The sequence below is a fragment of the Streptomyces daliensis genome (assembly GCF_054782395.1).
Genome location: NZ_BAAGSO010000060.1, coordinates 354,396 through 366,413, shown reverse-complemented (window position 1 = coordinate 366,413; position 12,018 = coordinate 354,396). Strand labels below are relative to the sequence as shown.

The 12,018-nt window shown below is 71.5% G+C and carries 12 protein-coding genes; 7 read left to right on the top strand and 5 right to left on the bottom strand.

All coding sequences use genetic code 11. The annotated features are described in order from the left end of the window. The first annotated feature begins 360 nt into the window (after positions 1-360). The 3 genes from ACYVOO_RS15220 to ACYVOO_RS15210 are packed head-to-tail and all read left to right on the top strand — an operon-like array spanning position 361 to position 1,464. Positions 361-654 carry a hypothetical protein gene (locus ACYVOO_RS15220; RefSeq protein ID WP_461016171.1) on the top strand — a complete coding sequence of 98 codons (294 nt, stop codon included), beginning with the start codon at positions 361-363 and terminating at the stop codon, positions 652-654. Beyond that, positions 651-944: a hypothetical protein gene (locus tag ACYVOO_RS15215; protein ID WP_461016170.1), complete on the top strand. Its 294-nt coding sequence runs from the start codon at positions 651-653 to the stop codon at positions 942-944. The genes ACYVOO_RS15220 and ACYVOO_RS15215 overlap by 4 nt, the downstream gene beginning before the upstream one ends. 31 nt (positions 945-975) lie before the next feature. After that, entirely contained in the window at positions 976-1,464 is a 489-nt protein-coding gene (locus tag ACYVOO_RS15210) for a hypothetical protein (RefSeq protein ID WP_461016169.1), read from the top strand. Between the two features lie 108 nt (positions 1,465-1,572). On the opposite strand, the gene ACYVOO_RS15205 is transcribed toward ACYVOO_RS15210, so the two are convergent. Continuing rightward, a complete protein-coding gene (locus ACYVOO_RS15205) occupies positions 1,573-2,034 on the bottom strand; it encodes an Lrp/AsnC family transcriptional regulator (RefSeq protein ID WP_461016168.1) in 462 nt (153 codons plus the stop codon). A gap of 165 nt (positions 2,035-2,199) precedes the next feature. On the opposite strand from ACYVOO_RS15205, the gene ACYVOO_RS15200 reads away from it, so the two are divergent. Then, the gene (locus tag ACYVOO_RS15200) at positions 2,200-3,582 is read left to right on the top strand and encodes a metallopeptidase domain-containing protein (protein ID WP_461016167.1); all 1,383 of its coding nucleotides are present in this window, start codon (positions 2,200-2,202) and stop codon (positions 3,580-3,582) included. On the opposite strand, the gene ACYVOO_RS15195 is transcribed toward ACYVOO_RS15200, so the two are convergent. The 4 genes from ACYVOO_RS15195 to ACYVOO_RS15180 form a co-directional block, all read right to left on the bottom strand. Further along, positions 3,521-4,258 (bottom strand): class I SAM-dependent methyltransferase, encoded by a 738-nt coding sequence (locus ACYVOO_RS15195; RefSeq protein WP_461016166.1) that lies wholly within the window; start codon positions 4,256-4,258, stop codon positions 3,521-3,523. The two genes, ACYVOO_RS15200 and ACYVOO_RS15195, sit on opposite strands and share 62 nt — an antisense overlap. Before the next feature lie 101 nt (positions 4,259-4,359). Next, complete coding sequence (locus tag ACYVOO_RS15190; RefSeq protein ID WP_461016165.1) at positions 4,360-5,820, bottom strand: GuaB1 family IMP dehydrogenase-related protein; 1,461 nt, start codon at positions 5,818-5,820, stop codon at positions 4,360-4,362. Positions 5,821-5,860: 40 nt separating this feature from the next. Beyond that, positions 5,861-7,105 (bottom strand): RNA-guided endonuclease InsQ/TnpB family protein, encoded by a 1,245-nt coding sequence (locus ACYVOO_RS15185; RefSeq protein WP_461016164.1) that lies wholly within the window; start codon positions 7,103-7,105, stop codon positions 5,861-5,863. 44 nt (positions 7,106-7,149) lie between these two features. Continuing rightward, positions 7,150-7,281, bottom strand: a complete 132-nt coding sequence (locus ACYVOO_RS15180; RefSeq protein ID WP_461016163.1) for a hypothetical protein — start codon at positions 7,279-7,281, stop codon at positions 7,150-7,152. Positions 7,282-7,582: 301 nt separating this feature from the next. Here ACYVOO_RS15180 and ACYVOO_RS15175 point away from each other — a divergent pair, with 301 nt between their 5' ends. The 3 genes from ACYVOO_RS15175 to ACYVOO_RS15165 all read left to right on the top strand — a co-directional run bounded on the left by ACYVOO_RS15175 (position 7,583) and on the right by ACYVOO_RS15165 (position 11,831). After that, the gene (locus ACYVOO_RS15175) at positions 7,583-9,406 is read left to right on the top strand and encodes an AMP-dependent synthetase/ligase (RefSeq protein ID WP_461016162.1); all 1,824 of its coding nucleotides are present in this window, start codon (positions 7,583-7,585) and stop codon (positions 9,404-9,406) included. A 227-nt stretch (positions 9,407-9,633) separates the two neighbouring features. Continuing rightward, positions 9,634-10,287: a DUF4142 domain-containing protein gene (locus ACYVOO_RS15170; protein WP_461016161.1), complete on the top strand. Its 654-nt coding sequence runs from the start codon at positions 9,634-9,636 to the stop codon at positions 10,285-10,287. A 44-nt stretch (positions 10,288-10,331) separates the two neighbouring features. Next, a complete protein-coding gene (locus ACYVOO_RS15165) occupies positions 10,332-11,831 on the top strand; it encodes a DUF1996 domain-containing protein (protein WP_461016160.1) in 1,500 nt (499 codons plus the stop codon). Positions 11,832-12,018: the final 187 nt, after the last annotated feature.

Here is a 12,018-nt window from a genome sequence, read left to right as displayed (position 1 = left end):
GTCCAAAGCGACCTTCCAATACCTCGACCACTTCATGTGGTGGCGGGTCACCGGATGGATTCGCAAGCGACATCCGAAGCTGAGGTGGAAGACCCTGCGCCGCCGGTTCTGGCCAGACTGGCAGATCAGGGAAGGGAAACTCGAATTGTTCCGGCCACACGCGGTACCGGTAACCCGGTACCGCTACCGGGGCCACAGTATCCCCACACCATGGACGAGCCGGGAACTCGAACTTCCCGCTCCAACGGCATAAATCCGTGGAGAGCCGGATGCGGTGAAAGTCGCACGTCCGGTTCGGAGGGCGGACCGGAGAAACCCACCTGCCGACAAGACAGACAGGGCGCTCCGGTCCGACCCTACATGCCTGCAACGCTGGGCCGACCGGCGCTCGCCCAGCTCGGCGACGCCGCTGCGGTGTACTACGACGACGGGGACTTCGTCTTCCTCGTCCCGTACGACACCGGCGACGGTTTCGGGGCGGGCACCGAGTACCTGAGCATCGGCGCGTGGCTGTTCATGCCAGGGCCGCAGCGCAGACAGGGTCCGGGTGTGCACTGGCTGAACGGCAACGACCACACCCGCACCCCGCCGGAGGCACTGCGGGCCGCGCTGGACGCCGTACGCCAACAGCAGGCGCCGGAGGCGGACCAGTGACACGCCCCCAGTGCGCGGTCGAGGGCGGCGGTCACGTGGGCCCTGTCGTCCGCTACCTGCCCACAGCCCGCTACCCCTGGCACGAACCGGTGTGGATGTGCCCCGGACACGGCGCCTACCTCCCCCTCGCCGCCATCCGCGCCGACGTCACCGGTGAGACCGTCGCCCGCGCCATCACCGTCTTCACGGGTGCCGGGAAACGCCCCGCTAACGACACCGAGGCCGTCGAGTCCGACCCCGAGCCGGACGCCGAACCATCACCCACCCTGCGCGTGGTGCGCAACCCGTGACCCCCACCCCCAACTGACCTGGAGCATGCCCGTGCCCCGCGACCACACCGTCCTCATCCCCGCCGACCCCGACGACGTCCTCTACGACCCCCACGGCTGGGCCACCACATCGGGCTTCCCCGTCGCCGTACTCGACGGCCAGCAGCAGCGCTTCGTCATGCGACGCATCCAGGACCGCGCCGTACGCCTCATGTACGAACTCCCCCACGGACCCGCCATCCTCACCAGCTACCCCCGCCCCATGCCACGAGGCCAGATCATCGAAATCATGGAAGGCAACCTCGCCACCCTCCTCACCGCCCACGCCTGCCACCCCCTCCGCCTCCGCGAAAAAGGCGAACGCATCACCGTCGACGGGGAAACACGCGACTGCGTATCCACCCTGCTCGCACCCCGCCACTGGTGGCACGCCCGCCACACCCGCATCGGCAAAGCACTGCAACACGACGGCCGCACCGTCATCCTCACCGCACCCCTCGTCGGAGGACGCACCCTCCAACTCACCACCGTCGCCCCATAAGACCCCCGTCCCCCGGGGAAACCGTCGGCAGCGGTCCAGGGGACGGGGTCACAGCTCCGGTCTCGTGACGGCGGTACGAGGCCGGAGCCCTCTGCGCCCGGGGAGGGCTCAGGCGGACGCGGGCGGGCCCGCAGAGTAGCGGCGCAGGAGCGGAGAGAGGACGAGGACCGACTTCGTGCGCTCGACGAAGGGCTCGCCCGCGATGCGTTCCAGGACGCGCTCGAAGTGGCGCATGTCGGACGCGAAGATCTGGACGATGGCGTCCGCCTCGCCGGTCACCGTGGACGCTGAGGCCACCTCGGGGTAGCGGGAGAGGCCGCGGTGTATGGCCTCGGGCGAGGTGTTGGAGCGGCAGTACATCTCGATGAACCCCTCGGTCTCCCAGCCCAGCGCAGCGGGGTCGACGCGGACGGTGAAGCCGGTGATGGCACCCTGGGCACGGAGCCGGTCCACGCGGCGCTTGACGGCGGGGGCTGAGAGGCCGACCTCGGTCCCGATGTCGGCGTAGGAACGGCGGGCGTCCTCCGCGAGGGCGTGGACGATGCGTTCGTCGAGATCGTTCAGTGGCACAGCAGCAGTAGAACACGGCCCGCCACGACCCCTAAATCAGCCATAACTGCGGCTTAAGCGCTTCGGGCCCCCTGTCCAGGAGTCCGCCGTGGGCCCTACCTTCAGGTCTTCCAGGCCCTGATCGCTGCCCTGGTCACTTCGCGAGCCGTCCGCCGGAGGAACCCGATGCCGCTCCCCTCGCGCCAGCGCCTCCGCTCCCTCATGCGGGAGCGGGAAGGCGAGCGGGAACGTGGCCGTACGGGCTTGGCGGTCCTCGTCGTCCTCCTCACCGTCGCCGTGCTCGTACTGGCCGTACCGTCGACGGCGACGGGCGGCGAGAGCGGCACCGGCACCGGGGAAGCCGAGGAAAGGGAGCCGATACCGCAGGGGCAGGCCGTCTCGGGTGAGCGGAGGGTCGCCGTGGTGATGGTGAACTTCCGCGACAGCCGTCTCCGGGACGCCGCCACGCTGGAGGCCACCCTCACGGACACCTACTTCGGCGCCGCCCGCTCCCTCGACTCCTACTACCGCGCCGTCTCGCGCGGCGCGGCCCGCTTCGTCCCCTCAGGGGACGCCCCCGTCATCGGCCCGCTGGACCTGCCCATGCGGGCCGCGGGCTGCGACGACGCCCGTATGGCCGAGGAGACGGAGCGGCAGCTCGCCGCACGCGGCGTCACCGAGGCCGACTACGACCACCTGTCGATCGTGTTCCCCGCGCGGGACGCGGACTGCGGATGGTCGGGGCTCGCGAGCGTCCAGGGCTCGACGAGCTGGATGCCGGACGACCTCTCGTACGACTCCCTCGTCCACGAGATCGGCCACAACCTCGGCCTCGGCCACCACATGCGCCTCGACTGCCCCGACGGCGCGCTGGACGACTGCACGGAGACGGACGGCACCAGCCACAAGACGCCGATGGGCGGCGGGGGCGCGGCGGCGGGGCTGGCCGCGCCCGAGATGGCGCACGCCGGCTGGCTCGGCGCGGAGTCCCTGCGGGTGGCGGAGTCCGGTACGTACGGGCTGCGGCCACTCCACGGCCCCGCGAAGGGAGTGCGGGCCCTGGAGGTGCCGCTCGACGGCGGCGACCGGCTCCTCCTGGAGCTGCGCCGCGCGTCGGGCGCGCTCGACACGGAGGTGGACGGCGTCTTCGCGTACCGCGTGCGGGGTGGCGACTACGCCGAGTCCGAGCTGGTCGACACCGGCCCGAGCGAGGGCGACCCGGCGAGGGTGGGCGCGCTGGCGGCCGGTGACACGCTCGTGTCGGGGGCGACGACGGTGACCGTGGGCGCGGTGCGGGAGGGGGCGGCGACGGTACGGGTCACGCTCGACGGCGAGGAGCACGCGCCCGTGCGGCCGACGCCCCGTACGCCGCAGGGTACCGGTGACCACAAGAGCGAGCAGCGCGACGGCGAAGGGCTCGCCGAGACGGGGACGGGCGCGGGCGCTGGAGACCTCGTGCCCTGGGTCGTGGCCGCCGTGCTCCTCCTCGCGACCGGCGCCGCAGCCCTCACACGGAGCGGGACACACCCCGCACGGGGACGGCGCGGGCCCAGCAGCCGTCGTCGGTGAGGTAGGCGTCCAGGGTGAGGGAGGCCGCCGCGAGTGCGGCCTCGAAGTCGGGCCGTGACAGGAAGTACGAGTAGAAGGTCTGGCTCCACTCCGCGTCCTCGAAGGCGTACTCGAAGCGGATCCGGGCCACCCCCTCCCCCACGGGCTCCCTGTCGGCGGAGCGGATCGTCATGCCGCCTCTCGTCCACTCCTCCCCCGGCACGAAGTCCTCGTGCAGCCCGTCCCGCTCCCGCTGGAGGATCACGCAGCCGTCGTCGGCGACATGGCGCGCGCACGCACGCAGGATGCCCTCGCGCTGGACCGGGTCGGCGGTGTTGACCAGGAACGACGTCAGGGTCACCACGTCGAAGCGCTCGTCGAGCCGCAGGTCCTCGATGGCGCCGCACACCGTCCGCAGGGCCGCACCGTCGGGGGCCAGCTCGGCCGCCTTCGCGAGCATCGCCGCCGACTCGTCCACGGCGGTGACGTGGAAGCCGCGTGCCAGCAGGGGCCGCGTCATGCGGCCCGCGCCCGCGCCGAGTTCGAGGAGGGTCGTGCTGCCGCGCGGGACGGCGGCGGCGATGACGCCGGTCTCGCCGTTCTCGGGGAGGCGGGCGTACATCTCGACGGAGCACCCGTCGGGGGTGATCTCGCCGGGGCCTGTGCCGCTGTGGTCGTCTCGTGTGTAGGTCCTCATGCGGCACATGGCAGCACGGGGCTGCCGGTGTCCGGTACGGATTCGGTTCAGGCCGAATCCGTACCCGTACCCGTGCCCGTGCTCCTGCCGGACAGCGGAGGTCACCAGCTCGCGTGCAGCGGCTTGCCCTCCGCGTAGCCCGACGCGCTCTGGATGCCGATGATCGCCTTCTGCGCGAACTCCTCCAGCGATGCCGCGCCCGCGTAGGTGCAGGAGGAGCGGACGCCCGCGATGATGCCGTCGATCAGGTCCTCGACGCCGGGGCGCGACGGGTCGATGAACATCCGCGAGGTGGAGATGCCCTCCTCGAAGAGCGCCTTGCGGGCGCGGTCGTAGGCGGACTCCTCGCTCGTCCTGTTGCGCACGGCGCGGGCGGAGGCCATACCGAAGGACTCCTTGTAGTACCGCCCGTCGGCTGACTGCTGGAGATCGCCCGGCGACTCGTACGTACCGGCGAACCACGAGCCGATCATGACGTTCGACGCACCGGCGGCCAGGGCCATGGCCACATCGCGCGGGTGGCGCACGCCGCCGTCGGCCCAGACGTGCTTGCCGTACTTCCTGGCCTCGGCCGCGCACTCCAGGACGGCGGAGAACTGCGGGCGCCCCACGCCCGTCATCATGCGGGTGGTGCACATGGCGCCGGGCCCGACGCCGACCTTGATGATGTCGGCGCCCGCCTCGATCAGATCGCGCACGCCCTCGGCCGAGACGATGTTGCCCGCGACGACCGGGACCTGCGGATCGACGGAGCGCACGGCGCGCAGCGCCTCGATCATGCGCTCCTGGTGGCCGTGCGCGGTGTCCACGACGAGGGTGTCCACGCCAGCGGCGAGGAGGGCCTTGGCCTTGCCCGCGACATCGCCGTTGATCCCGACGGCCGCGGCGACGCGCAGCCTGCCCTCCGCGTCCGTCGCCGGGGTGTAGAGGGTGGCGCGCAGTGCGCCCTTGCGGGTGAGGATGCCGACAAGCTTTCCGTCCGCGTCCACGGCGGGGGCGAGCTTGCGGTGGGCCGCGTCGAGCCGGTTGAACGCCTCGCGGGGGTCGATGTCCGCGTCCACCACCACGAGATCGCGGGTCATGACCTCGGAGAGCTGCGTGAAGCGGTCCACGCCGGTCAGATCCGACTCCGTCACGATGCCGACGGGCCGCTCGTCCTCGACGACGATGCCCGCGCCGTGCGCCCGCTTGGGGAGCAGCGACAGCGCGTCGGCGACGGTCTGGGCTGGGGTGAGGGTGATCGGGGTGTCGAGCACGAGATGCCGCTGCTTGACCCAGCCGATGACCTCGGTGACGACATCGAGGGGGATGTCCTGCGGGATGACCGTGAGCCCGCCGCGCCGGGCGACTGTCTCGGCCATCCGGCGTCCCGCGATGGCCGTCATGTTGGCCACCACGAGCGGGATGGTGGTGCCGGTCCCGTCCGGGGCCGACAGGTCCACGCCCTGCCGGGAGCCGACGGCGGAGCGGCTCGGCACCATGAAGACGTCGTCGTACGTGAGGTCGTAAGGCACCGGGGATGTCTCCGCGTGACCGCCGGTTCCCGGATCGATGAAGCGCATGCCTCCAGCGTACGTGACTGTGCTTGACGTGCTCCCTGGCCTAAAGTCCAGGGATTCCGGCCTGGGCCGTCTGGCCCTTCCGGGGGCTTCCTGCTTCACGGCGCTGTGCGGGCACGGGTGCCCGTCTTACCGGCGCTCCACAGGCGTTTGGTGTCTCCGTCCGTCCGGCGGCGACGATACGGCGTCCCTCGAAGAGGACATTGCGGGCCGCGTTGTGGTCACGCTCATGCACCGTGCCACACTCGCCGCACGTCCACTCCCGCACGTGCAGGGGCTTGGGACCGTCCCGCACTCCACAGACCGAGCAGACCTGGGAGGAGGGGAAGAAGCGGTCCACTCTGGTGAAGGTGCGGCCGTGACGAGCTGCCTTGTACTCCAGCATGCCCACGAATGCGGACCATCCCGCATCGTGCACGGACTTGGCCAGCCGGGTGCGGGCGAGACCGGAGACCGCGAGGTCTTCCACATACACCGCTTGGTTCTCGCGGATGATCCGTGTGGATGCCTTGTGGTGCCAGTCCCGGCGCCTATCCGCCACCCTGGCGTGCTGGCGCGCGACCCGGGCACGGGCCTTGGCCCGGTTCTTCGACCCCTTCGCCTTGCGGGACAGCTCCCGCTGAAGACGCTTGAGCTTCTTCTCCGCCCGGCGCAGGAAACGGGGGCTGGCGATCCTGGAGCCGTCGGAGAGGACGGCGAAGACGGACAGCCCGAGGTCGATACCGGCCTCTGTCCCCAGCACGGGGAGGATGTCGGGCTCGGTCTCCACGACGAAACTGAGGAAGTACCGGCCCGCGCCGTCCCTGGTGACGGTCACCGAAGTCGGGGCCGCCGGAAGCGGACGCGACCACCTGACCTTGAGGTGGCCCACCTTGGCCACATACACCCTGCCGTCGCCGGGGAGGGAGAAGGCGTTGGCGTTGAGGCGGACCGACTGCCGGGTGTCCTTCTTCGACTTGTAGCGGGGCGGACCGGCCTTGCGGCCGGGCCGCTTGCCCGTGACCGAGTCGAAGAAGTTCTTGTAGGCGGCATCCAGATCCCGCAGGGACTGTTGCAGGACAACGGCGGAGACCTCGGCGAGCCAGGCGCGCTCGGCGGTGCGCTTGGCCTGGGTGATGCGCAGCCGCGACAGCTCGGCCGACGTCACATACGGCAGCCCCGCCGCGTGCGCTTCCCTCCGGTCACGCAGACAGTCGTTCCACACCACACGCGCACACCCAAACGCCTTCGCCAGCGCACGGCACTGGGCGGCATCCGGGTAGACCCGGTAGTTGTAACGAAGCTGCACAAGCCCGACCCTACTCACCGTCACGTCATGGACGCATAAAACCGCTACAGACCTCGGGTGCGGCCGTTCTTCTCTCCCCCTGGCCAGAGCCACCGAGCCGCTGCCGGGCATGCCGCGAGGGTGACGGCGAGGGCGAGCGCGGCGGCCGTCGCGAGGGGGAGCGGAACGCGTCGCACGGGGCGGGTCCTTTCGCCGGGGGCCTTCCGCGGCCCGTGGGAGACCGACGGGAGCAACGCGTCGTGAACATGCCACACCGCGCGCACTCACCGTACGGCCGGCGCCCCCTCCTGACACGTCCGTACCGCGCCAACTCACCACACCCAGCGCCGCCGAGCGGTGAAATCCGGACATGAGACGGACAGGACCTTGAAGACACGACAACCCCCCTAGGCATCTTGGTCCCGTCCGGGTAACTTGCGGCCTCCGTCACTGAATGTGGCGAGTGGGTAGCGGTGGATGAGGACCAGGGGGCGTGCCGTGCGGGAGTTCAGTGTGCCGCCGATGGTGGAGCCCCTGCGGTCCGGCGGGCTGGCCGACACCGTCTTCGAGACGGCGGCGCGCGAACCCGGGCTGCTCCAGGTGGCCCGCCGCGACCCGTCCGACGGGGGACAGTGGCGCGAGGTGACCGCGTCGGCCTTCCGCGACGAGGTGTTCGCGCTGGCCAAGGGGCTGCTGGCCGAGGGTGTGCGGTTCGGCGACCCCGTCGCCGTGATGGCCCGCACGTGCTACGAGTGGACGCTCTTCAGCTTCGCGCTGTGGACCGTCGGCGCCCAGGTCGTGCCCGTCTACCCGACGTCCTCCGCCGAGCAACTGCGGTGGGTGCTGTCCACCTCGGGGGCCCGCGCCATCGTCGTCGAGCACGAGGACCACGCCATGACGCTGGGCGCCGCCTGCGGCGGGCTGCCGGAGCTGCAACGGGTGTGGCAGCTCGACGCGGGCTGTGTGAAGGCGCTCAGCGACGCGGGCACCGTCGTCAGCGACGAGCAGGTGCACCGGCACCGCTGGGCGGTCACCCCGCGCACGACGGCCGCCGTCGTCTACACCTCGGGCACCACCGGCCCGCCGCGCGGCTGCGTCATCACCCACTCCAGCCTCGCCTTCGAGTGCGACAACCTCCTCGCGGGCTGGCGCGGCCTGATGGCCGAGCGCGACGAGCAGCCCTCCGTCCTCGTGTTCCTGCCGCTGTGCCACATCTACGGGCTCATGGTGACCGTCATGTGCCTGCGCGGCGGCATCCTGATGGGGCATCAGCCGGAGCTGGGCGCCGACGAACTGCTGCCCGCGCTCCAGTCGTTCAGGCCGTCGTGCGTGTTCGCCGTCCCGTACGTCTTCGAGAAGCTCTTCGAGCGGGCCCGGCGCGCAGCCGACGAGACGGGCAGGGGACGGCTCTTCGAGCAGGCCGCCGAGACCGCGGCGCGCTACGCCGAGGCCGTGGAGCGGCAGACGCTGGAGGAGGGCCCTGGCCCTGGGGCCGCGCTGCGCGCACGGCACGCGTTCTACGACCGGCTGGTGTACCGGAGACTGCGGGAGGTGCTGGGCGGCCGTACCCGCAACGTCGTCTCGGGCGGGTCCACGCTCAGCCGCGAACTCGGGCTCACCTTCGCGGGCGCCGGGATCACCGTCTACGACGGGTACGGGCTCACCGAGACCACGGCAGCCGTCACAGCCCAGCCGCCCGGGCGGCCCCGCTTCGGCACCGTGGGCCGCCCCATGCCGGGCGCCTCGGTGCACATCGCGCGGGACGGCGAGGTGTGGGTGCGCGGGGAGATGCTGTTCTCCGGGTACGTGGGCGACCCGGCGGCCACGGACGCGGTACTGCGCGACGGGTGGCTGGCGACGGGGGACGTGGGGCACCTGGAGGACGACGGCTATCTGGTCATCACCGGGCGCAAGAAGGACATCATCGTGACCAGCGGCGGCAAGAGCGTCTCGCCCCTCGTCCTGGAGGAGCGGCTGCGCGCGCACGCCCTCGTCTCGCAGGCCCTGGTGGTGGGCGACGACCGCCCGTACGTCGCCGCGCTGCTCACCCTCGACCCGGAGGCCCTGGAGCACTGGAAACGCCACCGCGCCCACGGCGAGGCGCGGGGCCACTCGCTCGACGACGAGCTGGACCACGAGATCGGCAGGGCCGTGGCGGCGGCCAACACCGTCGTCTCCCGCGCCGAGTCGATCCGCACCTACCGGGTGCTGTCCGAGGAGTTCAGCGTGGACTCCGGGCTGATGACGCCGTCGCTGAAGCTGCGGCGCAGTGCGATCACGCGGATGTACGCGGCCGAGATCGAGCAGCTCTACGCACGCTGACGGTCCCGTACCGCCCGCGGGTGGCGGGGCGGCAATGTAGCAGCGATCCGCGGGCCCGAAGCGGTCTTTGTCAGGTGACGAAGAAGCGCCGCCTCCGCCCCCTCCCCCGGGCTTAGCGTCCCAGAGCACTCGAAGGACGTACGGGACGCACGGCACGCATGGCACGCACGCGTCGGACGCGTCGGACGCGTCGGACGCGGAGCCGGGTGCGGAGAGGAGGGCGGCTCATGCGGTACATCATCGGCGGGCCCCTCACGAGATACCTCGCGTCCGGCCGGGCCGTCGGCACAGCACTGGTCGTCGTCGCCCTGGTGGCGACGCTCACGGCGCTGCTGCTGCCCCTCCAGACCTTCAACGGCAACCGTTCCGTCACCGCGGCCCGGCAGGGCTGGGACGACGACGGCGGCGGCACCGTCAGCACGCCCTACGGTCCGCTCACCGCGCTGGACCGGGACTTCGTGCGCAAGGTGCGGCTCGCCGGGCTGTGGGAACTGCCCTCCGGGCGCGAGGCCCAGGAGCGCGGCGAACGCGAGTCCGTCCAGACCGCGGGCGACCACCTCGTCGAGGGGCACAGCGAACTCGACCGGCGGTCCGTCGAAGCGGGCAGGGCGCTGGGCATCAGCCTGCCCAACCAGCCCACCGCGCAGCAGCGCGGCTGGCTCGCCCAGATGAACGCGGCCCAGGGCGACGCGTACGACCGGACCTTCGTCAACCTGCTGCGCCGCGCGCACGGCAAGGTCTTCGGCCTCGTCGGGATCGTGCGGCACGAGACCCGCAACTCGATGGTGCGGGCCCTCGCCACCAGGGCGAACGCCGTCGTCCTTGACCACATCACGGTCCTGGAGGACACGGGGCTCGTGGACTTCGACGCGCTGAACTGACAACGCGCAGTACCGAAGCTGAACCGAAGTGGAGTGAACGCCACATGAGACAGCACCCCCACAAACGCTCGCGGACGGCGAGCAAGGCCGTCGCCATCGCCTCGGCGCTGGCGCTGGGCGGCGGCGGGATCGCGGTCGTCGCCGCGAACGCCTCGGCCGGACCCGGCAACGGGGCCTCGGCGGGCACGGACGCCGAGCCCGCCGCCCGTACGCTCACCGTCGACTGCCCGGACGTCGGGCTCGCGCTGGACAAGGTGCCGCGCGGCGCGCGGGTCGACGTCGCCAAGGGCCTCGCGAGACTGGACGCGCAGGTCGCGGAGGCGTACGGCAAGCTCGAAGGGCTCGACGGGCAGGACTCCGCGAAGGCGACGGGCACCGCGCCCGTCCTCGACAGGCTGCGCGCCCAGCGCACCAGGACCATCGCCGCCATCGCGGACGCGATAGCGGAGCGGGGCGCCGCGCGGCCCGGCGCGCTGGAGCGGATGCGCTCGTGCGGGGTGAAGGAGGACGGAGAGGACAGAGCGGCGGGCGGCGACGACCAGGGTGGCGGGGGTCAGGGTGGCGGGGGCCAGGGGCAGCAGGGCGGGCCCGTCGCCGAGGACTTCGTCGACATCACCACCGTCGAGCCGAACGTACCAGCGCCCGAGGAGGGCGAGAACGCGTCCACGGGCAGCTTCACCACCGAGTGCGGCACGAACGAGGAGGGCCACTTCAACTCCGACAACGTCATCGCCGCGCCCGGCGTCAGCAACGGCGCCCACCACGTGCACGACTACGTGGGCAACGTGTCGACGGACGCCTTCTCCACGGACGAGAGCCTCGCCGCCGCTGACACCACCTGCGACAACGAGGACCGCTCCACGCACTACTGGCCCGTCCTCCGCGCGCTGGACGGCGAACAGGAGGGCGGCCACCAGCCGGGCGGCGCCCACGACGGCAACATCGGCTCCGTCCTCAGCCCCGCCTCCGTCTCGCTCACCTTCAAGGGGAGCCCCGTGAGCGAGGTGACCGAGATGCCGCGCTTCCTGCGCATCATCACCGGGGACGCGAAGTCGTTCACCAACGGCACGGCCAACGCCAACGCCTCCTGGAGCTGTGAGGGGTTCGAGGACCGGCAGCTCAAGGACAAGTATCCGCTGTGTCCCGAGGGCGCCCAGGTGGTGCGCACCTTCAACTTCCAGAGCTGCTGGGACGGCCAGAACACGGACAGCGGCAACCACCGCGACCACGTGGCCTTCGCGCGCGAGGACGGCACGTGCCCCGACGGCTTCCGCGCCATCCCACAGCTCCAGCAGCGGATCGCGTACGACGTGCCGACGGGCGGGGGCATCCCGGAGGACACACCGTTCGCCGTGGACAGCTTCCCCGAGCAGTTGCACAAGCCGCTGACGGATCACGGTGACTTCATCAACGTCATGCCCGAGAAGTTGATGTCCAGGGCGGTGACCTGCATCAACTCGAACCGCGACTGCGGGGCCCCTTCGCGGGGTGCGGAAGGAAACGCGGGGTTGCCGCTTCACGGGGGTGTTGCGCGGGACGGCTGACCTCTCAGGTGGGCACCGTAGGGTCCCGCGCTGGATTTGTGCCGCAGCACGCCAGCGCGGGGCGCTGCGCTGTGCGGTTCGCTGTATGCCGGGTGCGGCTTGGTGGGTGGGCGCGGTGTGTGGTTGCGGTGCGGTGCGGCTTGCGCCGCGTGGTTCTTGGCTTGTGCCGGTGGTCGTGTGGGGTTGG

Excerpts from the sequence above, each read along its gene's own strand:
- ACYVOO_RS15165 (WP_461016160.1), top strand. The coding sequence starts at position 10,332 with ATGAGACAGCACCCCCACAAACGCTCGCGGACGGCGAGCAAGGCCGTC.
- ACYVOO_RS15200 (WP_461016167.1), top strand. The coding sequence starts at position 2,200 with ATGCCGCTCCCCTCGCGCCAGCGCCTCCGCTCCCTCATGCGGGAGCGG.
- ACYVOO_RS15220 (WP_461016171.1), top strand. The coding sequence starts at position 361 with ATGCCTGCAACGCTGGGCCGACCGGCGCTCGCCCAGCTCGGCGACGCC.
- ACYVOO_RS15170 (WP_461016161.1), top strand. The coding sequence starts at position 9,634 with ATGCGGTACATCATCGGCGGGCCCCTCACGAGATACCTCGCGTCCGGC.
- ACYVOO_RS15190 (WP_461016165.1), bottom strand. The coding sequence starts at position 5,820 with ATGCGCTTCATCGATCCGGGAACCGGCGGTCACGCGGAGACATCCCCG.
- ACYVOO_RS15195 (WP_461016166.1), bottom strand. The coding sequence starts at position 4,258 with ATGAGGACCTACACACGAGACGACCACAGCGGCACAGGCCCCGGCGAG.